The following is a 19,634-nucleotide window of genomic DNA, read 5'->3' on the forward strand; positions in this document are numbered from 1 at the left end:
GACGGGAGCGACGGGACTCGAACCCGCGACCTCCGGCGTGACAGGCCGGCGTTCTAACCAACTGAACTACGCCCCCGTGGAGCGGAACGATTGTAGCCGCAGGTCGATCGCCGTCGGGCGCGTACTCTCGTCGAGTGAGCCTCGTCGACGTCGGTGTCCTCGCACTGATCGCACTGCTGGCGCTCGGCGGCTTCCGCCGCGGGCTCGTCACCGGGGTGCTGTCGCTCGCCGGGCTCGTCGGAGGGGCGATCCTCGGCGCGCGACTCGCGCCGACGCTCGTCGGCGAGTCGGTGACGCGCTGGGCGGCGCTCGTCTCCCTCGTCGGCGCAGTGGTCTTCGCCGGCCTCGGGCAGCTGGCCGGCGTCGTCGCCGGCCGGTCCGTCCGTGTCGCGCTCGGCCGTGGGCCGCTGCGGGTGGTCGACAACGCGGGGGGCCTCCTGCTCGGCGCGGTCACCGGGCTCGCCGCCGCGTGGGCGATCGGCGCTGCGCTGCTGTACCTGCCCGCCGACACCGGGCTGCGACGCGAAGCGCAGGGGTCGGCGATCCTCTCCGCGCTCCACGCGGAGCTGCCGCCTGCGCGGCTCATCGACACGCTCGCCCGGATCGACCCCTTCGCGGCGCTCCGTGGTCCAGCGGCAGACGTCGACCCGCCGGACCCGGCGATCGTCCGCGATCCGGACGTCGTGCGCGCGGGGCGCAGCGTCGTCCGGATCACGGGGTACGCCTGCGGGCTCGGGATCGAGGGGTCGGGATGGATCGCCGCACCACAGCTCGTCGTGACCAACGCCCACGTCGTCGCGGGCATGGACCGGCCCTTCGTCGACCGGCCGGGCGGCCGCAGCATCGAGGCTCGTGTCGTCGCCTTCGACGAGAGGGCCGACGTCGCGGTCCTCCAGGCCCCGGGTCTCCCGGGCAGGCCGCTCGAGACCGTCGACCCGGAGCCGGGAACGGCGGCCGCCCTGCTCGGGTTCCCCGGCAACGGCCCGTTCCGGGCGACGCCGGTACGGGTCGGGCGGACGCTCGCGCTCATCGGGCGGGACGTCTACGGCGCCTTCCCGATCCGTCGACCGGTGACGCTGATCCGGGGCCAGATCCGATCCGGGAACTCCGGAGGGCCGGCCGTCGATGCCGACGGACGCGTCGTGACGACGGTCTTCGGCGGCCGTGACGCGAGCGATCCGGAGGGCGGGTACGGCGTCGCGACGCAGCAGGTGCTCGAGGCGCTCGCCGCGACGGGTGACGCGCTCGAGACGGACTGCCTCGGCCGCCGCTGACCCGGGAGATCAGCCGAGCAGCTCGAGCGCCCCCTCGGGGCGCTTGAACGGCGGGATCACGTAGATGCCGGCGACCGTGCCGCGGGCCTCGGCGATGAGCTCGCGGGCGAGCTCGAGGCCGACCTGCGGCGCCGACGCACCGGCCGCGTCGAGGGCGTCGATCACGCGCTGCGGCACCGCGATCCCGGGCACCTCGTTGTGGATCCGCAGCGCCATCGCCCGGCTGCGCAGCGGCCAGACGCCGAGCAGCAGCGGCACCGGCGACGGCCCCCCGAGCCGCTCCTGGAAGTGCTCGAGGTGGGCGAGGTCGAACAGCGCCTGGGTCATCGCGAACCGTGCGCCCGCCGCGACCTTGCGGCGGAAGCGATCGACCTCCAGGTCGAGGTCGTCGGCCGACGGGTTGACGGCGACGCCGACGAAGAACGACGTCGGTGCGTCGATCGCCTTGCCGACGTAGTCCTCGCCCTCGTTGAGGCGTGCGAGCAGCTGGACGAGCCCGATCGAGTCGACCTCGTACACGCCGCGAGAGCCGGGATAGTCGCCGACGTGCGGCGGGTCGCCGGTGACCGCGAGCACGTTGCGGACGCCCTCCGCGTGCGCCCCGAGGAGGACGCCCTCCAGGCCCATCACGGTCGCGTCGCGCGGCGTCACGTGCGGGATCGTCTCCACGCCGGTCTCCCGCTGGAGGCGGATCGACGTCATCAGCGCGTTCATCCGGGCGCGCGCCATCGGGTTGTCGTTCACGTCGACGAACTGCACGTGCCCCGAGTCGCGCAGCGTCTTCGTGGCCTCGACGAGGCCGTCGAGCGACCCGCCCTTCGGCGGATCGAGCTCGACGCAGACGACCCACTCGCCGTCCTCGAGCGCCCGCGCGAGCCGCGTGGCCCCCTCGGGAGCGGGCGGTGCGAGCGGCTGCTCCCGTTCGTCCACGTCGAGCGGCGCCGCCGGCGCGCGGCCCGCCGTGAGCGCCTCGCGGATCGCCTCGATCTGCGCCGGGGTCGTGCCGCAGCAGCCGCCGACGATGCGTGCGCCGAGCGCCGCCGCCTGGGCGGCGAACTCGGCGAAGTACTCGGGGGTGGAGTGCGGGTAGACGACGCGCCCGCCGACGAGGCTCGCGAGGCCGATGTTGGGCAGCGCGGCGAGCGGGAGGCCGCAGTCCCCCATCGCGGCAAGGGCCGTCAGCGCAGCGTGCGGGCCGGCACCGTGGTTCGTCCCGATCGCGACGACGTCGAGATCGGCGAGTCGCGCGGCGGCCTCGCGTGCGCCGACTCCGCCCGTCAGCTCGGCGTCCTCGTCGAACGTGAGCATGGCGACGATCGGAAGCGACGACACCTCGCGCACGGCCTCGACCGCCGCGACCAGCTCGGCCACGTCGAAGAACGTCTCGACCATCAGGAGGTCGACCCCGCGCCCCTCGAGCACGCTCGCCTGCTCCGCGTACAGCGGGCCGTGGGAGGCGGGGTCGAAGACCTCGAGCTCCCCGAGGGGCCCGATCGAGCCGCCGATCCAGACGTCGCGACCGGACACCTCGCGTGCCTCGCGCGCCAGGCGGACGGCCGCGGAGTTGATCCGCTCGAACTCGTCCTCGAGCATGTGCTTCGCGAGCTTGCGCCTGTTGGCGCCGAACGTGTTCGTCTCGATCAGCTCCGCCCCGGCGCGGATGTAGCTCGCGTGCACGGCGACCACGCTCTCGGGCGCGCGCAGGTTCGCCTCCTCAGGGCAGCGCAGCCCGGGAACCGCGCCGGAGAGCAGGGCGCCCATCCCCCCGTCCGCGACGATCGGGGGGCCCGTGCGCAGCCGTTCCACGAAGCTCGTCGCCATCGCGGTCACTGTAGATGCGTCGCGCCGAGCGGGAGTGAAGCCCCGTCGTCAACTCCCACCGGGTGATGGGTGAAGTGCCGGGCTGCAGGGATAGTGGGACAACCCACCGGCGCGACGGTGCGGCGGACGCGAGTGGTGGGCGATACCGGTTCCGGTTGCGGAACCGTAGAGAGAGGGGGCCTCGGCGGCGGCCCCCTCTTCCGTGTCTCGGGTGCCCCGCGACCCGGGGGCGCCCTCGGCGGGTCGGTGCGCTCAAGTCGCGGCGCCCCGGCGCCGATAGGAGAGGGCACTCCAGGTCGGGGACTGACGGCAATCATCCCTCCTGGGGCTTGAGGAGGCCGGCGAGCCGATCGTCGGCCTTCTCCCGTTTCGGAGGCCGGGTCGGGGCGCCGCCCCGACTCAGCCGGTCGTCTCGTCGTCGTGCACCGTGCGTCCCTCCATGCCGCCGGCGACCGTCACGACCTGCCCCGTGACGTGGCCGGAGAGCGTGTCGGAGGCGAGCACGACGACCTGCGCGGCGACGTCCTCGGGGGTCGCCACCTTGCGCAGCGCCATCGTGCGCGAGACGCGCCGGACGGCGTCGGGATCGACCAGCCCCCTGGTCATCGGGGTCTCCGTCCACCCGGGTGCGACCGCGTTCACCCGGGCCCGCGGCGCCACGCGGACGACCTCGTTCTTGAGGGAGAGCAGCAGGCCGCCGAGGATCGCCGACTTCGCGGCCGCGTAGTCGGCGTGGCCCGCCTCGCCGACGAGGCCGGCGGTGGAGCCGACGAGCACGAGCGACCCGTGCCCCGTGCGGGCGACCTCGCGGAGGAACGCCCGCGCCGTGAGGAACGTCGCCGTCAGGTTCTGGGCCACCGTCTCCTCCCAGCGCCGGAGCGGCAGGTCCCACACCGGGACGTCGTCGCGCGGCCAGACCCCGGCCACCGCCGCGCACACGTCGACCGAGCCGAGCTCTCGCCGGGCCGTGTCGAACAACGCGTCGACGGCGGCCTCGTCCGTGAGGTCGGCCTGCGCAGTCGGCGCGCCGATCTCGGCCGCCACCGCGCGGGCACGTTCTTCGCCGCGGTGGTAGTGGACGAGCACGCGCGCGCCCTCCGCCGTCAACGCGCGCGCACAGGCAGCGCCGATCCCGCCCGACGCGCCCGTGACGACGGCGCCCTTGCCCTCGAGGCCCGTGTCCATGCGGTGACGCTACTGGATGGGCGGCCGCCGCAGCTGGATCCACGACGGCCTGGCGCCCGCGGGCGGTGCGGCGTCGGCCTCGTCCTACGCCGAGTCCGGTCGTCTCCACTCGAAGACGGCGATCAGGCAGCCCGTCTCCGTCCGCGAGTTGTGGTGCGTGCCGCCCTCGTAGCTGACGAAGTCGCCGGGCCCGAACGTCGTCCCGTCGTCGTCGATCAGCTCGCCCTCGAGGATCAGGAACTCCTCCATCCCGGCGTGGTCGTGGGCGATCGTCACGGCCCCCGGCTCCATGCGCATCACGTAGGACCCCTGGCCGGTCGCCCCGTCGTAGCTGACCGGCAGCCAGCTCATCTCCGGTTGCACGGGGCCTTCCATGTCGTACTCGCGGAAGGGCGTGGCGTGGATGTTGACCACGGTCCTGCCGGGTCGCTCGTCGCTCATCGGGCCTCCTCTCGGACCGCGTCACCGTACCGCCCGAGGCGCCCCGGTGCGGCAGCGATCGCCCGGTCGCAATGGGCGGCAGCCCCTCGGCGTTCGCCGTCGCCCGCGACCGCCGGCCCGACCGCCGCGGGTTTGACATGTCAGCAATTCGTTGCGAAGGTTCCGCGGTGGTCCGACCGGGGTCTCGTCCGCATACCCTCGCACGGCGAACCGGGCTCCGGTGCCCGCGCAACTTCGATGGATTTGCACCGTCCCACTCGTGAGAACCCCATGAAGGAGGGAACCGCATGAAGAGACGTCTGGCCGTGCTGGCTGCGCTCTCGACGCTCGTCGTCGCCGCCCTGGCCTCGACGGCGGGAACCGGCTCTGCGGCGACCGACGCGTCGCAGGCCGTGAGCTGCAAGAAGCAGCTGAAGATCGGCATCGTCACGCCGCTCACCGGCGGCGCCGGCTTCCTCGGCCAGGAGCAGCTCTCCTGGGCGCGGTACGCCGTCAAGACCCTCGCCAAGAAGCAGTACGGCCTGAACGTCCGGCTCGTCCTCGGGGACACGCCGGTCGAGAAGGGGCCGGGCGAGGCGCTCATCGTCGCACAGAAGTTCATCTCCGACCAGAGCGTGGTCGCGGTCCTCGGCCCTGCGACGTCGGGTGGCGTCGCGTCGTCGAGTCAGGCGCTCGCGGCCGCCGGCCTCGCGCACATCTCGATGTCGGCGACCCGCACGTCCCTCACGAAGGGCAACAAGCTCGAGGCCACGAAGTTCTTCTTCCGCGTCGTCCCCGGTGACTACATCCAGGGCCCGACGGACGCGAACTTCATGGTCAACGAGCTGAAGGCGAAGAAGGTCGTCGTGCTCGACTTCCAGGAGCCGTACTCGGTCGGCCTCGCCGACGCAGCCGAGAACGTGCTCAAGCGGAAGGGCGTGACCACGATCCGTCTCTCGACGTCCGTCAACACGACCGACTTCTCGTCGCTCGTGACGCGGGTGCCGAACGACACCGACGTCGTGTTCTTCCCGACCCAGCAGCCGCCGGACGCGCAGACGTTCGGCCAGCAGATGCTGGAGCAGGGCAAGCGTGCCGTGCTGTTCGGCGGCGACGGCGCGAACAACCCGAGCGCCTTCAAGATCGCCGGGGCGTACGTGTCGAACTTCGCCCCCGACATCAGCGCCGTCCCCACGAGCAAGGCGCTGGTCGCGGGCTGGCAGAAGGACAACCCGGGCAAGCAGCTCGGCTCGTTCGGGCCCCCGACCTACCTTACGACGCAGGTCGCGCTGAACGCGATCTCGCGGGCCTGCAAGGCCGGCAAGGGCCAGATCAAGAACCGCAGGGACGTGTTCCGGCAGGTGAAGCGGGTGCGGATCAACCCGTCGATCCTCGGGGGCACCTTCCGGTTCTCCACGAAGTCGAACGACCCGCTGAACGCGAAGTTCTACATCTTCCAGATCCAGCGGGACGGGTCCTACAAGCTCGTCGGCTAGCCGCCGGAGGAGCGTCGAAGCGGAGCGGCCCGGCCACGACCGGGCCGCTCCCGTTTTCGGGCGCTAGACTCGCGCCTTCCGTGGACAACCCGGAGACGACATGAGGGGCGGGAAGACGACAAGGCGCATCGGGCTGGGCGCTCGCGGGCGGCGAGTCGTCCTCGCGGTCGTCGTCGTCGCCCTCGCCGTCCTCGCGGTGGTCGGGGCGGTGCACCTCGCCACGCACGTCGAGAAGCGCGACGAGTTCGTGCAGCTGACGCTGAACGGCCTCACGCTCGGGAGCGTCTACGCGCTGATCGCGCTCGGCTACTCGCTCGTCTACGGGATCCTCAAGCTCCTCAACTTCGCGCACGGCGACGTGTTCATGGTGGGCTCGTTCATCGGCTTCGGCATGCTCCAGCTGCTCGGCGGGTCGACCGACCCGGCGCTGCCGCTCTGGCCGCTGCTGATCGTGATCACCGTGTCGGCGATGGTGGGCTGCGCGCTGCTCGGTGTCGTGATCGAGCGGTTCGCCTACCGCCCGCTGCGGGATGCGCCCCGGATCGCGCCGCTGATCAGCGCGCTCGGCGTCTCGTTCTTCATCGCCTATTCGATGCAGACGCTCTTCGGCGCCGACCAGCGCGACTACGACGCGTTCTCGCTCGACGGCGGCAAGCTCTTCTTCTCGGGCTTCGACATCGGGAACGTGCGGGTGCCGCTGCTCCGGATCGTGGTCATCGGCGCCGCGTTCGTGCTCATGCTCCTGCTCTGGCTGCTCGTGACGCGCACGCGGACGGGCAAGGCGATGAAGGCGACCTCGTACGACCGCGAGGCGGCGGCGATGATGGGGATCGACATCGACCGCGTGATCGTCGTCGCGTTCGTGCTCGGCTCCGCCCTCGCCGGCGCGGCGGGCGTGCTCTTCGCGCTGCGCGTGCCGATCTTCCCGGCGATCGGGTTCCTCGCCGGGCTCAAGGGGTTCACGGCGGCGGTGATCGGCGGCATCGGGTCGATCCCCGGCGCGATGGCGGGCGGGCTGATCCTCGGCTTCGCCGAGGCCTACACGCAGGGGTACATCTCGACGAAGTGGTCCGACCTGCTCGTGTTCGTGATCCTGATCGGCTTCATGATCTTCCGTCCCCAGGGGCTGTTCGGCCGCCCCGACATCAAGAAGGTGTGACGTGAGCGGCTTCGACCACCGCGACCGCTACGACGAGGACAGCCTCAGCGAGCCGCTCCCGGGCGCGCGCGAGGCCTCCGAGGCCGAGGGGCCGTCGAGCCCCGCCGTGGGGCGCGACGAGTGGGTCGCCCGGCACGGCGAGCGACGGGTCCGGCGCGAGGGCGTGCTCGGCACGGTCGAGGAGCGCCTCGCGATCGTCCCCTGGTGGGCGTGGCTGACGCTGTTCGTCGCAATCGTCTGTGCGCTCCCGCTCGTCTCCGAGAGCGGCTACGTGCGGCGCGTCGCGTTCGACACCGTCGTGTTCATGCTGCTCGCGCTGGGCCTCAACATCGTCGTCGGGTGGGGCGGGTTGCTCGATCTCGGCTACGTCGCGTTCTTCGGGATCGGGGCCTACGCCTACGCGCTGCTCGCCTCCGACAAGTACGACGTCCACCTGCCGACGATCGCGATCCTCCCGATCGTCGCGGTGATCGGGGGCATCGCCGGGTGGCTCGTCGGCCTCCCCTCGCGCCGGCTCTCCGGCGACTACCTCGCGATCGTGACGCTGTTCTTCTTCCAGGTGTTCCTCACGTTCACGAACAACGGCGACGACGTGTTCGGGCGGAACATCACGAACGGCCCGAACGGCATCCTCGACGTCGACGAGTTCAGCTTCTTCGGCTGGACGCTCCCCCGCGTCACCTCGACCGGCCAGTTCAGCGTGCGCTACCTCTACGTGGCACTCGCGATCTTCGGCCTCGTCTTCGTCGCGCTCCGGCTCCTCAACGACTCGCGCACGGGCCGTGCGTGGCGGTCGCTGCGCGAGGACCCGCTCGCGGCCGAGATGATGGGCATGCCCGTGAACACGTTGAAGCTGATGGCGTTCGCCTTCGGCGCCAGCGTCGCCGCCCTCACCGGCACCGTCGCCGCGGCCCTCAACGGCAGCGTGTTCCCGCAGAACTTCGAGTTCCCGCTGCTGATCACCGTCTACACGATGGTCATCCTCGGCGGCGCCGGCAGTCAGGTCGGGGTCGTCCTCGGCGCGATCATCGTCAGCGTCCTGCTCGAGGTCCTGCGCGAGCCGGGGGACGCCCGCGGCCTCTTCTACCTCGTGATCCTCCTCGGCCTCGTCGGCGCGTTCCGCCTCTCGGTGCGCCTGGCGGTCGTGCTCGGAGGCACCGTCGCCCTCGGCTTCGTCGCGAACCTCGTCGCGGGGAGGGTCGACGAGACCTGGACCGCGGGTGTCGCGGAGGACGGCGGGCGGCTCGCCGGATGGGCGTCCGACTGGGTGATCGTGCCGACACAGCTCGCAGGCTGGGTGCCGGCGGTCTCCTACGTGGCGCTGATCGCGCTCGCCCTCGGGCTCACGCTCGTGCACGGCTGGGTGCGGATCGCGCTCCTCGTCCCGACGCTGTACCTCGCGGCCTTCGTCTGGGAGAACGTGATGCTCGACAGCCCCGAGTCGACCCGGTACGTCGTGCTCGGCGCCCTCCTCGTCGGGATGATGATCATCCGTCCCCACGGCCTGCTCGGCGAGAAGCGCGTGGAGATCGTGTAGTGGCCGACAAGCTGCTCGAGCTGCGGGGCGTGACGATGGGCTTCGGCGGCCTGCTCGTCGTGAACGACCTCGACCTGCACGTCGACGAGGGCGAGATCGTGAGCGTGATCGGGCCGAACGGCGCCGGGAAGACGACCGTCTTCAACCTCGTGACCGGCGTGTACGCCCCGACGGAGGGCGACATCGTGTTCGCCGGCGAGAGCATCAAGGGGCTCGAGCCGCACCTCATCACGCGGCGCGGCATCGCACGCACGTTCCAGACGCTGCGCCTCTTCCTCAACATGACCGTCAGGGAGAACGTGATGGCGGCCGCGTACGGGCACACCAAGGCGGGCCCGTTCCGGTCGATGCTGCGGACACCGGGCATGCGCCGCGAGGAGCGCGAGATCCGGGCGCTCGCCGAGGAGCGCCTCGGCTTCTTCGGGGAGCGCCTGATGGGCTACCGCTGGAACCAGCCCGCGTACAGCCTCTCGTACGCGAACCGCCGCCGGCTCGAGATCGCCCGGGCGACGGCGACGAACCCGCGGCTGCTGCTGCTCGACGAGCCGGCGGCTGGCATGAACCCGAAGGAGACGCAGGAGATCACGGAGCTGATCGCCAAGCTGCGCACGGACGGCGGGTACACGATCCTCGTGATCGAGCACGACATGCACGTCGTGGAGGGGATCTCCGACCGGGTCGTCGCCCTCGACCACGGCGTCAAGATCGCCGAGGGATCGTTCGAGCAGGTCGCCACCGACCCGCGCGTCGTCGAGGCGTACCTCGGCACCGGCGAGATGGCGAGGAAGGCGGGCTGATGGCGGTCGACGGCGGGCCGCCGCTCCTCCAGCTGGAGGACGTCAACACCTACTACGGGTCGATCCACATCCTGCAGGACTCGAACATCGTCGTCGAGGAGGGCGAGCTCGTCTGCCTCCTCGGCGGCAACGCGTCGGGGAAGTCGACGACGCTGAAGACGATCCTCGGCATCGTGCGCCCGCGCACGGGGGCGGTGCGCCTGCACGGCGAGGACGTGACGAGGATGCCCACCGCCCACCGCATCCGGCGCGGGATCGCGATCGTGCCCGAGAACCGGCGCCTGTTCGGGCCGATGACGGTGAAGGAGAACCTCGAGATGGGCGCGTACCTCCGGCCGAAGGCCGACCTGCGGGAGGAGTTCGACCGCGTCTACGGCCTGTTCCCGCTGCTCTACGAGCGCCGGACACAGCTGGCGGGCACGCTCTCCGGCGGTGAGCAGCAGATGGTGGCGATGGGGCGGGCGCTGATGTCGAAGCCGAAGCTCCTGCTGATGGACGAGCCGTCGATGGGCCTCGCGCCCGTGCTCGTCGAGCGGAGCTTCGAGATCATCAAGCAGGTCAACGACTCGGGCGTGGCGATGCTCGTCGTCGAGCAGAACGCGAACGTCTCGCTCTCGATCGCCGACCGTGGCTACGTGCTCTCGACCGGCCGCATCGTGCTCGAAGGGCGCGCCGGCGACCTGCTCGAGAACGAGGAGCTGCGCAAGGCCTACCTCGGGAGGTAGCGTCCGACGCATGACGACCGCGGCGGACAGCGAACGGATCGGGGCCGCTATCCGCGGCGAGTTCCCGGTCTTCGAGCATGCGACGTACCTGAACTCGTGCTCGCAGGGCGCCCTCTCCCGGCGTGTCCGCGCCGCCGTGGAGACGTGGCTCGACGGGTGGGACGCGAACGGCGCGGAGTGGGAGTTCTGGGTCGAGCGGAACGAGGAGGCGCGGGCGTCGCTCGCCCGCGTCGTCCACGCCGCCGCCGACGAGGTCGCGGTGACGACCTCGGTCTCGCAGGGGGTGAGCGCGCTCGTGTCCGCGTTGCGGTTCGACGGTGCGCGCAATCGCATCGTGATCAGCGAGTACGAGTTCCCGACGGTCGGACAGATCGCCCATGCGCAGGAGCTGCGGGGGGCGGAAGTCGTCCACGTGCTCCCCGAGGCGGACGGCTCGATCCCGGCCGAGCGGTTCGTGGAGGCGATCGACGAGCGGACGGCGCTCGTGTGCTGCACCGCGCTGTCGTTCCGCACCGGCCATCGCCACGACGTCGCGGCGATCGCCGAGGCCGCCCACGCCAGCGGCGCCCTCGTGCTCGCCGACAGCTACCAGGCGCTCGGCGCCGTGGAGCTGGACGTGAGGACGCTGGGGGCCGACGTCGTCACGGGGGGGACGGTCAAGTACCTCCTCGGCTCGGCCGGCCTCGGCTTCATGTGGGTGCGGGGGTCGCTGCTCGAGTCGCTCCTGCCGACCCAGACGGGCTGGTTCGCCGACGAGGACATCTTCGCGATGTCGATCGCCGACTACTCGCCGCACCCGAGCGCGCGGCGGTTCGACGCCGGGACGCCGCCGGTGCCGTCCCTGTTCCCGGGCGTGGCCGGGATGGCGATCGTCGAGGAGGCGGGCGTGCCGACGATCGAGGCGTACGTGGCGGAGCTGAACGGGCGGCTGATCGACGGCCTCGACGAGCTCGGCGCGACGACCGTCACGCCGCGCGACCCCGGCCGTCGGGGGCCGCTCGTGTGCGTTCGCTCGACGGACGTCGTGCGGCTCTGCGCCGAGCTGCAGGCGGAGGAGGCGATCGTCACCTCCCACCGCGACGACAACCTCCGGATCTCGACGCACCTCTACAACACGGACGCGGACGTCGACCGGGTCGTCGCCGCCCTCGCCGCGCGTCGGCACCTGCTGGCGTGAGCGCGCGGGCCCGTTCGACCGGCGCCGGCGCGCGATGAAGCCGCCGCCCCCGCTGGTTGTGCGATACGGCGACCACCCCGACCAGGTGGCGAACCTCCACCTGCCGGGCGACGTCTCCGTGCCCCGCCCGGTCGTCGTCCTGCTCCACGGGGGCTTCTGGCGCGAGCAATGGGACCGGACGCTGATGACCCCGCTCGCGGGCGACATCGCCGCGCGTGGCGTCGCCGCCTGGAACGTCGAGTACCGGCGCGTCGGACAGGACGGCGGCGGCTGGCCGGGGACGCTCCACGACGTCGCGGCGGCGATCGACGCGCTCGCCGACCTGCCCGAGGTGGACGCGGACACCGTGGTCGTCGTCGGTCACTCCGCCGGCGGCCAGCTCGCCCTGTGGGCGGCCGGCCGCCACCGCCTCCCGTCGGGGGTGGCCGGTGCGGGCCCGCGCGTCGCCCCGAAGGGCGCCGTCGCCCTGGCCGGTGTCTGCGACCTCGTCCGCGGCGCGCTCGAGGGGCTCGGCGGGGGAGCCGTCACGGCGTTCATGGGCGGGCCGCCTGAGCAGGTCCCGGATCGGTACGCGGCGACGTCGCCCTCGCTGCTGCTGCCGCTGCGCGTGCGGCAGCTGCTCGTGCACGGGACGCGGGACGACGTCGTGCCCGTCGCGCTGAGCCACGTCTACGCGGAGGCCGCACGGAAGGCGGCGGACCCCGTGCACCTCGTCGAGCTCGACGCCGATCACTTCGACGTCATCGACCCCGGTCACGAGGCGTGGGCCGCCGTCGTCGAGCGCCTGCCGACGCTCGCCGGGTTCGGGGACGAGCCGCAGGCGTCGGGCTGACGCCGATCCCTCCGCGGGAGCGATCCGATCTACGCCGGCTTGCGTGCGCGGACGATCGCCGCGTGGAGGCCGTCTGCGATCTCGTGGGTGAACTCCACCTCGACGTCCTCGAGCCCCGCCCTGCGCAGGCCGGCCTCGTACTCGCCCTTGGAGAGAGCGCCGGCGATACAGCCGGCCCAGCTCCCGCGCTCGGCGCGCTCCGCGGGCGTCAGGCGGTCCTCGGCGACGACGTCGCTCACCCCGACGCGCCCGCCGGGCCGCAGCACGCGGGCGATCTCGGCGAGGACGGCGGGCTTGTCCCCGGAGAGGTTGATCACGCAGTTGGAGATCACGACGTCGACGCTGTTCGACGGGAGGGGGACGTCCTCGATGTGGCCGCGGAGGAAGTGGACGTTCGCGACCCCGGCCTCGGCGGCGTTGCGGCGGGCGAGGGCGAGCATCTCGTCCGTCATGTCGAGCCCGTACACGACCCCCGAGGGGCCGACGCGGCGTGCGCTCAGGATCACGTCGATGCCACCGCCCGAGCCGAGGTCGAGCACGGTCTCACCCTCGACGAGCGCGGCGACCGCAGTCGGGTTGCCGCAGCCGAGGCTCGCGAGGAGGGTCGCGTCGGACAGCCGCTCGCGATCCGTCGCGGTGTAGAAGCCCGGCCCGGCCGGGGCGCCCGCAGCGCGGTCGCCGCAGTCCGGCCCGCAGCAGCCGCCCGCTCCCTCGGCGAACCTCCTCGCCGCCGCCGCGTAGGCCTGCTTCACCTCGACCCTCACAGCCGTCTCGCCGTCGTGCATCTCGGTATCGCCTTCCGGGGGGATGCGCCGTGGCATCACATCGATCGTCGTCAATATACCAAGGGCATCGACGGTCGTCAATGTCCCTGCGGACGTGCCGCATCCGGGTACGGTTCCGCACGTGCAGCGGTACGGGTCGGCATCGATGTGGGGCGCCCTCGAGCGGGTGCTCGTCCGTCGCCCGCTGCCCGCCGACGCCGGCCGGTGGCGTGAGGTCGGGTGGCGGGCGCAGCCCGACGTCGCCGCCGCCGCCCGGGAGCACGAGGAGCTCTGTGCCCTGCTCGAGGAGGCGGGCGCCGAGGTCGTCGTCTCCGAGCACGACGCCGGCAATCCCGACGCGATCTACGTCTACGACCCCACGCTCGTCGGCCGGGACGGCGCCGTCCTCCTGCGCCCGGGGAAGGAGGCCCGCCGCGGCGAGCCCGACGCGACCGCCCCGGTCCTCGCGGAGGCGGGCGTCCCGGTGGTCGGCCGGGTCGACGCGCCGGCGACGGTCGAGGGTGGGGACACCGTCTGGCTCGACGACACGACGCTGCTGGTCGGCATCGGCTACCGGACGAGCCCGGCGGCGCTCGACGCGCTGCGCCCGCTGCTCCCGGGTGTCGAGCTGATCGCGTTCGACCTGCCGCACTGGAACGGGGCCGACGAGGTGATGCACCTGATGAGCTTCCTCTCGCCCCTCGACCGTGACCTCGCCGTCGTCTATCCGCGCATCGCGCCCACGCGGTTGATGTGGCTGCTCGCCGACCGTGGGATCCGGGTCGTCGAGGTGCCGGACGAGGAGTTCGCGTCGATGGGCCCGAACGTCCTCGCGCTGGGGCCCCGGCGGGCGCTCGCGCTCGACGGCAACGACGAGACCCGGCGGCGGATGGAGCGTGCCGGCGTCGACGTCGTCGTCTACCGCGGCGACGAGATCTCGCACAAGGGCGACGGCGGGCCGACGTGCCTCACCCGCCCGCTGCTCCGGCTCGACTCCTGAGCGTCGTGCCCGAGAGGCCCCGCCGTCGGCCGGGGCGGCCTCACCGGGGCCGTCAGTCGCCCGTCGCGTCGGCCACGAACGCGGCGATCGCCTCGGTGAACGACCGCCGGCTCGACTCCCACGCGTAGAACATGTGCCCGCCGTCGAAGTGGTGCACGGTCAGCCGGTCGGCCATCCCGGGGTCGAGCCGCATGAGGTTGCGCAGCCGGTCGGTCGCGTAGTACGGGGTCACGAGGTCGTACCGCCCGTGGGTCACGAAGGCCCGCATGTGCGGGTTGAGGCTCATCCCGTAGCGGAAGTCGTCGGTGGCGCCGACGGGGAGCGCGAAGAAGTGCTGCTCGGCGTCGTCCTTCCACGACGTGAACACCTCGTAGCTCAGGAGCTCGTACTCGCGATCGGTCTCGACGCCGATCTCCGACCGCAGCAGGCGGTTGATGCCCATCGCGTACGCGGGGCTGATCCCGGCGAGCGTCGGGTCCGGGCCGCCGTAGGGCTCGCGGTCGGGGAACGGGTCGGTGGCGGTGACCGTGGCGTCGTACAGGCCGACGACCCGCCGCTCGTCGCGCAGGAGCTCCCGCGAGAAGGCTCGGATGCCGACACGGCCCTCGGCCCTGACGACGAGCTCGTGGTGGAGCCCGACGAGGTCGGCGAGTCGGGCGAGGACGTCGTCGCGCTCCTCCTGCGGCATCGCCACCCCGCGCGTCAGGAACGACGCGTACGGCCCCGTCGCGAACGTCTCCGCCTCCGCCCGCACCTGCTCGGGCGGCGTGCCCGCCGGGAAGGCGCGGGAGCGCCCGTGGTGGACGGCCGCGAGCGCCATCGTCGGCAGCGTGTCGATCCAGCCGGCGACGTCGTAGTCGTTGGCGCTGAGGGGGGTGATCTCGAGGGCGGGGGAGATCAGGATCGCCCCGTTGAGGCCGATGCCGGTGCTCTCCTGCAGCATCCGCGTCAGCCGCCCGACGCGGTACCCGCCGTAGCTCTCCCCGGCGATGAAGACGGGCGAGCCCCAGCGGTCGTGGCTGGACAGCCAGCGCCCCATGAACTCGCAGAGCGACTCGAGGTCGCGCTTCTGCCCGAAGTACTCCTTGGGGTCGGGCGCCTCGTCGTCCTTCCTCTTCTTCCCCTTCCCGTCCTCGCCCTGCTCGTCCTCGACGATCCGGCTGAACCCCGTGCCGACGGGATCGACGAACACGAGGTCGGTGAACGCGAACCAGGACGACTCGTTCTCGACGAGGCGCGGCGGCATCCGGGGGAGCGCGCCGTCCGCGGGGAAGTCGACGCGCCGGGGGCCGACGGCGCCGATGTGGAGGTACGCCGACGACGCTCCCGGGCCGCCGTTGAAGACGAACGTGACCGGCCTTCCGGCCTCGCTCTCCGTCGCGACGTACGCGACGGAGAAGATCTCGGCCGCGGGCTTCTCCTTCTTGCGCAGCACGATCCACGTCGCGCTCGCCGTGTAGTCGATCGGTGTCCCGCCGCCGGACCAGGTGCCGGTCGTCTCGGCGCCCTCGGGGGGCCGGTGCTCCTTCGGCGCCGCGGCCGGGCGCTCGCCACCCGTGCTCTCGTCGGTCATCGGCGGCACGCTAGCTGATGTGACGTCACGACTCGTCGAGAGTGAGCTGGAGCTGGCGGTGGTCGGAGAGCCCCGAGACGCCGACGCCGACGAGGCGGAGGGCGCCGGGTCGGTCGCGCAGCCCGCGGTCGAGGAGGCGGCATGCGAGCTCGCCGATCCTGACCGCCTCGTCGATCGGTGCCGACAGGGTCGTGGAACGGCTGCGGATCGAGAAGTCCGCGTAGCGGAGCTTCGTGGTCACGGTCCGGGCGGAGAGGCCCGTGCGTGCCAGCCTCCGTGCGAGGTCGTCGGCCATCCGGCGGAGCTCTGCGTGGAGGACTGCACGGTCGGACACGTCTCGGGGGAACGTCTCCTCGGTCGAGATCGAGACCGGCTCGCCCTCCGTCTCGAGGTCGCGCGGATCGATCCCCCGGGCACGATCGCGGAGCAGGCGGCCGACCGCTCCCGGGAGCACGGCCCGGAGCTCGGTGTCCCCGAGCGCCGCCAGCTCACCGATCGTCGTGATCCCGCCGGCGCCGAGGCGCTCCTGTGCGCGCGGGCCGACGCCGGGGAGGAGGCGGACGGCGAGGGGCGCGAGGAACGCGCGCTCGCGTCCGGGCGGGACGACCGTGATGCCCCCGGGCTTGCGCCGGTCGGAGGCGATCTTGCAGACGACCTTGGACGTCCCGACGCCGAGCGAGCAGGAGAGCGACGTGGACGCCCGCACCGCGGTTCGCACGGCCTCCGCCACGGGCCTGGCATCCGAGAACGCCCCCGCGACCGTGCCGAGATCGAGGTAGCCCTCGTCGAGCCCGGTGCGCTCGGCCCGCGGGGCGACCTCGGCGATCGCCGCCCACACGGCCTGTGAGTACTGGCGGTAGACGGCGTGCCGTGGGCGCACGAACACGGCCCGGGGACAGCGCCGTCGTGCCTCGGCGGCGCTCATCGCCGAGTGGATGCCGAAGCGGCGCGCGATGTAGTTCGCAGTCGCGACCACGCCGCGTCCCTGGGGATCGCCGCCCACCACGAGCGGGACGTCGCGCAGGCGCGGGTCCTCCAGCTCCTCGACGGCGGCGAAGAACGCGTCGAGATCGACGTGCGCGAGGATCGGCACGCAGGGAAGGCTACGGTTCGCCCGTGATCCTCTCGACGCCGCCGACACCCCTTCCGCCCCCCGTGCTCGAGCAGCCTGCGCCGTACGAGGTCTCGTACGGCACCGTCTCGGGGACGGCGACGCCCGGGGTGCGCCGCGTGATCGTGCGTGTGGGAGGGGAGGTCGTGCGCGACCGGCCGCTCGCGGGCCGTCGCTTCAGCCTCTCGATCCCGCTTCCGACCGGCGTCACGAGCGTGCAGGTCGAGACGCGGGACGGGGCCGGCCGGCGCTCGACGACGGTCGTCCGCGACGTCTTCGGGCTGCCGGCGGCAGCCTCCCCGCGCTTCCGCGCGTCCTACGAGGACCCGCGGCTCACGCGCGACGTCCGACGGCTGGTCGCCGGCTTCGGCGGCACCGCCGGTGTCTACGTCCAGAGCCTGACGAGCGGCGCGGGCGCGGCCTGGAACGCGAGGGCGTCGTTCCCGGCGGCGTCGACGGTGAAGCTCGCGATCGCCGTCACCGCGCTGGCGCACGTCGACGCGACACCACGTCTCGGCTCGCGGCTCGACGCCCTCCTGCGGTCGATGCTGATCGTGTCGGACGACCGCGCCGCCAACGACGTCGAGGTCTACTTCGGCGGCTCGACCTCCGGCGGGTCGGCGCTCGTGAACGCGCTCATGCGGTCGATCGGGATCATGGACACGGAGATGTACGGCGGGTACCTCGTCGAGGACCGCGCGCTCCAGGCGGTCCGGCCGCCGATCCCGCTCCGCGTCGAGGAGCAACCGTCCTGGGGCACCGGCAAGCGGACGACCGCCCACGATCTCGCCCGCCTCGCGCGGGCGGTGTGGCTCGCGAGCGCGAACCTCGGCCCGCTGAGGGCGGCCGCGCCGGGGTTCACGCGGAGCGATGCCCGGTACGTCCTCTATCTCCTCTCCCAGGTGCGGGACGTGCCGAAGCTCGATCGGCAGCTCCGAGGCCTTCCCGGCGTCGCCGTCCTGCACAAGGCAGGGTGGATCACGCGCGCGCGGCACGACGCGGGCCTCGTCGTCTGGCGCGGGGGCGTGTTCGTCACCGCCGTGATGACGTACCGACCGGGGGGCGCCGGCACGTCGTCCGACGTGCTCGCCGGGCGGGTCGCGGCCGCGGCGCTCCGTCGCTTCCGCGGCTGACCCGACGTCTGGAAGCGAGGGCGCCGCCCGTGGGAGCGGCACCCTCTGCGCGACGCGACCTGCGCCCTCGGAGCGCGCCGTCGCTCGCGTCCGGTTCGCCGGCTCTCGGGAGGCGGTGGGATGGAGAGCCGGCTGCAGAGAGTCAGACGCCGCGCCACGGTGGCGGTTTGTGAGGCTTCCGTAAGGACGTGCCACGACAGCGGAGACGATGTGACCGGTACACTTTTCGTAGCTGCTACGGCAACCGGTAGTGGCGTCCCTGGTGTCCACGAAAGGAGTCGATCCGCCCCGTGACCCGTCTCGTGCTCGTCCCGCTCGACGACGTCGTCGTCTTCCCCAACATGAACGTGACGCTGACGGTCGAGGTCGGCGACGCGGAGCGCGTGCTGCTCGTCCCCAAGCACGACGGGGAGTACGCCCGCGTCGGCACCGTCGCCGAGGTCACCGACCGTGTGCGGCTGCCCGGGGGCGGCCAGGCGGTCGCGCTCCAGGGCCTGCACCGCGGCATCGCGGGCGCGGCGACGACAGACGCGCGAGGGCAGCTGCTCGTCGAGGTCGACGAGCAGCCCGACGTCACGCCCGAGGATCCGCGCGTCCGCGAGCTCGAGACCGAGTACCGCGCCGTCGTCGAGGAGATCCTCGAGCTGCGCGGCGACGACGGGCGCATCCAGGCGTTCGTGCGCTCGATCAGGGAGCCGGGCGCGCTGGCCGACACGTCGGGGTACTCGCCGGAGCTGACGTTCGAGCAGAAGCTGGAGCTGCTCGAGGCCGTCGACGTCCGCGAGCGGCTCGAGCTCGCGCTCGCGATGCAGCGGGAGCGCCTCTCGTTGATGCAGCTCCGCCAGCGCATTCGCGACGACGTCAACGCCGGCATGGAGGAGCAGCAGCGAGAGTTCCTGCTCCGCCGCCAGATGGAGTCGATCCGCAAGGAGCTCGGCGAGGACGACCAGTCGGTCGTCGACGAGTACCGGACGAAGATCGCCGAGTCGGGGATGCCCGATCCCGTGCGCGAGCAGGCCGAGCGGGAGCTCGCCCGCTTCGAGCGCATGGGGGAGAGCTCTCCGGAGGCGGGCGTGATCCGCAACTACCTCGACTGGCTGCTCGCCGTCCCGTGGGGGACGCGCTCCGAGGACGTGCTCGATCCCGAGCGCACGCGTCTCGTGCTCGACGAGGACCACGCCGGGCTCGACGACGTGAAGGAGCGGATCGTCGAGTACATCGCCGTCGCCAAGCTCCGACGCGAGCGCGGCATCGAGGTCGACAAGCGCGCGGGCGCGATCCTGACGCTGATCGGGCCGCCGGGGACCGGGAAGACCTCGATCGGGGAGTCGATCGCGCGCGCGATGGGCCGCGAGTTCGTCCGCATGTCGCTCGGCGGCGTGCGCGACGAGGCGGAGATCCGCGGGCATCGACGCACGTACATCGGCGCCCTGCCCGGCCGGCTCGTCCGTGCCCTCCGGGACGCGAAGACGATGAACCCGGTCATCCTGCTCGACGAGATCGACAAGGTCGGCGCCGACTGGCGTGGCGACCCGTCATCGGCGCTGCTCGAGGTGCTCGACCCGGCCCAGAACCACAGCTTCCGCGACCACTACCTCGAGTTCGAGCTCGATCTGAGCGATGTGGTGTT

Annotated in this window: 17 protein-coding genes and 1 tRNA gene; 11 read left to right on the plus strand and 7 right to left on the minus strand. The window is 72.4% G+C overall.

The window, feature by feature from the left end; translation table 11 throughout:
- Positions 1-2 precede the first annotated feature (2 nt).
- Positions 3-76: transfer RNA gene (locus AC162C_RS13675), tRNA-Asp, on the minus strand.
- A gap of 58 nt (positions 77-134) precedes the next feature.
- Between AC162C_RS13675 and AC162C_RS13680 the strand changes: the two genes are divergently transcribed.
- Positions 135-1,274 (plus strand): MarP family serine protease, encoded by a 1,140-nt coding sequence (locus AC162C_RS13680; protein ID WP_484098022.1) that lies wholly within the window; start codon positions 135-137, stop codon positions 1,272-1,274.
- Between the two features lie 9 nt (positions 1,275-1,283).
- Here the strand turns inward: AC162C_RS13680 and AC162C_RS13685 are convergent, their stop codons facing one another.
- The 3 genes from AC162C_RS13685 to AC162C_RS13695 form a co-directional block, all read right to left on the minus strand.
- Positions 1,284-3,095 (minus strand): bifunctional homocysteine S-methyltransferase/methylenetetrahydrofolate reductase, encoded by a 1,812-nt coding sequence (locus tag AC162C_RS13685; protein WP_484098023.1) that lies wholly within the window; start codon positions 3,093-3,095, stop codon positions 1,284-1,286.
- Between the two features lie 399 nt (positions 3,096-3,494).
- A complete protein-coding gene (locus tag AC162C_RS13690; protein ID WP_462973692.1) occupies positions 3,495-4,280 on the minus strand; it encodes an SDR family NAD(P)-dependent oxidoreductase in 786 nt (261 codons plus the stop codon).
- A gap of 84 nt (positions 4,281-4,364) precedes the next feature.
- Positions 4,365-4,721, minus strand: a complete 357-nt coding sequence (locus AC162C_RS13695; protein WP_484098024.1) for a cupin domain-containing protein — start codon at positions 4,719-4,721, stop codon at positions 4,365-4,367.
- A gap of 287 nt (positions 4,722-5,008) precedes the next feature.
- Between AC162C_RS13695 and AC162C_RS13700 the strand changes: the two genes are divergently transcribed.
- The 7 genes from AC162C_RS13700 to AC162C_RS13730 all read left to right on the plus strand — a co-directional run bounded on the left by AC162C_RS13700 (position 5,009) and on the right by AC162C_RS13730 (position 12,423).
- Positions 5,009-6,196 (plus strand): branched-chain amino acid ABC transporter substrate-binding protein, encoded by a 1,188-nt coding sequence (locus tag AC162C_RS13700; RefSeq protein ID WP_484098025.1) that lies wholly within the window; start codon positions 5,009-5,011, stop codon positions 6,194-6,196.
- A gap of 100 nt (positions 6,197-6,296) precedes the next feature.
- Entirely contained in the window at positions 6,297-7,355 is a 1,059-nt protein-coding gene (locus AC162C_RS13705; RefSeq protein ID WP_484098026.1) for a branched-chain amino acid ABC transporter permease, read from the plus strand.
- 1 nt (position 7,356) lies between these two features.
- Entirely contained in the window at positions 7,357-8,892 is a 1,536-nt protein-coding gene (locus AC162C_RS13710) for a branched-chain amino acid ABC transporter permease (RefSeq protein ID WP_484098027.1), read from the plus strand.
- Between the two features lie 35 nt (positions 8,893-8,927).
- On the plus strand, positions 8,928-9,689 hold the full coding sequence (locus AC162C_RS13715; protein WP_484098035.1) for an ABC transporter ATP-binding protein: 762 nt from the start codon (positions 8,928-8,930) through the stop codon (positions 9,687-9,689).
- Positions 9,689-10,414 (plus strand): ABC transporter ATP-binding protein, encoded by a 726-nt coding sequence (locus AC162C_RS13720; RefSeq protein ID WP_484098028.1) that lies wholly within the window; start codon positions 9,689-9,691, stop codon positions 10,412-10,414. Before AC162C_RS13715 ends, AC162C_RS13720 begins: the two co-directional genes overlap by 1 nt.
- A 10-nt stretch (positions 10,415-10,424) precedes the next feature.
- The gene (locus tag AC162C_RS13725) at positions 10,425-11,591 is read left to right on the plus strand and encodes an aminotransferase class V-fold PLP-dependent enzyme (RefSeq protein WP_484098029.1); all 1,167 of its coding nucleotides are present in this window, start codon (positions 10,425-10,427) and stop codon (positions 11,589-11,591) included.
- Positions 11,592-11,625: 34 nt separating this feature from the next.
- Complete coding sequence (locus tag AC162C_RS13730) at positions 11,626-12,423, plus strand: alpha/beta hydrolase family protein (RefSeq protein ID WP_462973685.1); 798 nt, start codon at positions 11,626-11,628, stop codon at positions 12,421-12,423.
- Between the two features lie 29 nt (positions 12,424-12,452).
- Here the strand turns inward: AC162C_RS13730 and arsM are convergent, their stop codons facing one another.
- Entirely contained in the window at positions 12,453-13,208 is a 756-nt protein-coding gene (gene arsM / locus AC162C_RS13735) for an arsenite methyltransferase (protein ID WP_484098030.1), read from the minus strand.
- A gap of 22 nt (positions 13,209-13,230) precedes the next feature.
- Between arsM and AC162C_RS13740 the strand changes: the two genes are divergently transcribed.
- Positions 13,231-14,187, plus strand: a complete 957-nt coding sequence (locus tag AC162C_RS13740) for a dimethylarginine dimethylaminohydrolase family protein (RefSeq protein WP_484098031.1) — start codon at positions 13,231-13,233, stop codon at positions 14,185-14,187.
- A 52-nt stretch (positions 14,188-14,239) separates the two neighbouring features.
- Here AC162C_RS13740 and AC162C_RS13745 read toward each other — a convergent pair whose 3' ends face one another.
- Both AC162C_RS13745 and dinB read right to left on the minus strand, forming a co-directional pair.
- Positions 14,240-15,760, minus strand: coding sequence for a S10 family peptidase (locus AC162C_RS13745; RefSeq protein WP_484098032.1), 1,521 nt, complete (start codon positions 15,758-15,760; stop codon positions 14,240-14,242).
- Positions 15,761-15,785: 25 nt separating this feature from the next.
- Entirely contained in the window at positions 15,786-16,853 is a 1,068-nt protein-coding gene (dinB, locus tag AC162C_RS13750) for a DNA polymerase IV (RefSeq protein WP_462973681.1), read from the minus strand.
- 23 nt (positions 16,854-16,876) lie between these two features.
- On the opposite strand from dinB, the gene AC162C_RS13755 reads away from it, so the two are divergent.
- Positions 16,877-18,004, plus strand: coding sequence for a serine hydrolase (locus tag AC162C_RS13755; RefSeq protein ID WP_484098033.1), 1,128 nt, complete (start codon positions 16,877-16,879; stop codon positions 18,002-18,004).
- Between the two features lie 290 nt (positions 18,005-18,294).
- Positions 18,295-19,634, plus strand: a 1,340-nt coding sequence (locus AC162C_RS13760) for an AAA family ATPase (protein ID WP_484098034.1), incomplete at its 3' end; no start/stop codon positions are given.

Source organism: Gaiella sp., from assembly GCF_057140465.1.

What these genes read in the sequence shown, in the direction of transcription:
- AC162C_RS13700 (WP_484098025.1), top strand. Translation starts at nt 5,009, where the DNA reads ATGAAGAGACGTCTGGCCGTGCTGGCTGCGCTCTCGACGCTCGTCGTC.
- AC162C_RS13705 (WP_484098026.1), top strand. Translation starts at nt 6,297, where the DNA reads ATGAGGGGCGGGAAGACGACAAGGCGCATCGGGCTGGGCGCTCGCGGG.
- AC162C_RS13725 (WP_484098029.1), top strand. Translation starts at nt 10,425, where the DNA reads ATGACGACCGCGGCGGACAGCGAACGGATCGGGGCCGCTATCCGCGGC.
- arsM (WP_484098030.1), bottom strand. Translation starts at nt 13,208, where the DNA reads ATGCACGACGGCGAGACGGCTGTGAGGGTCGAGGTGAAGCAGGCCTAC.
- AC162C_RS13720 (WP_484098028.1), top strand. Translation starts at nt 9,689, where the DNA reads ATGGCGGTCGACGGCGGGCCGCCGCTCCTCCAGCTGGAGGACGTCAAC.
- AC162C_RS13740 (WP_484098031.1), top strand. Translation starts at nt 13,231, where the DNA reads ATGCGCCGTGGCATCACATCGATCGTCGTCAATATACCAAGGGCATCG.
- AC162C_RS13745 (WP_484098032.1), bottom strand. Translation starts at nt 15,760, where the DNA reads ATGACCGACGAGAGCACGGGTGGCGAGCGCCCGGCCGCGGCGCCGAAG.
- AC162C_RS13730 (WP_462973685.1), top strand. Translation starts at nt 11,626, where the DNA reads ATGAAGCCGCCGCCCCCGCTGGTTGTGCGATACGGCGACCACCCCGAC.
- AC162C_RS13690 (WP_462973692.1), bottom strand. Translation starts at nt 4,280, where the DNA reads ATGGACACGGGCCTCGAGGGCAAGGGCGCCGTCGTCACGGGCGCGTCG.
- AC162C_RS13695 (WP_484098024.1), bottom strand. Translation starts at nt 4,721, where the DNA reads ATGAGCGACGAGCGACCCGGCAGGACCGTGGTCAACATCCACGCCACG.
- AC162C_RS13715 (WP_484098035.1), top strand. Translation starts at nt 8,928, where the DNA reads ATGGGCTTCGGCGGCCTGCTCGTCGTGAACGACCTCGACCTGCACGTC.
- AC162C_RS13685 (WP_484098023.1), bottom strand. Translation starts at nt 3,095, where the DNA reads ATGGCGACGAGCTTCGTGGAACGGCTGCGCACGGGCCCCCCGATCGTC.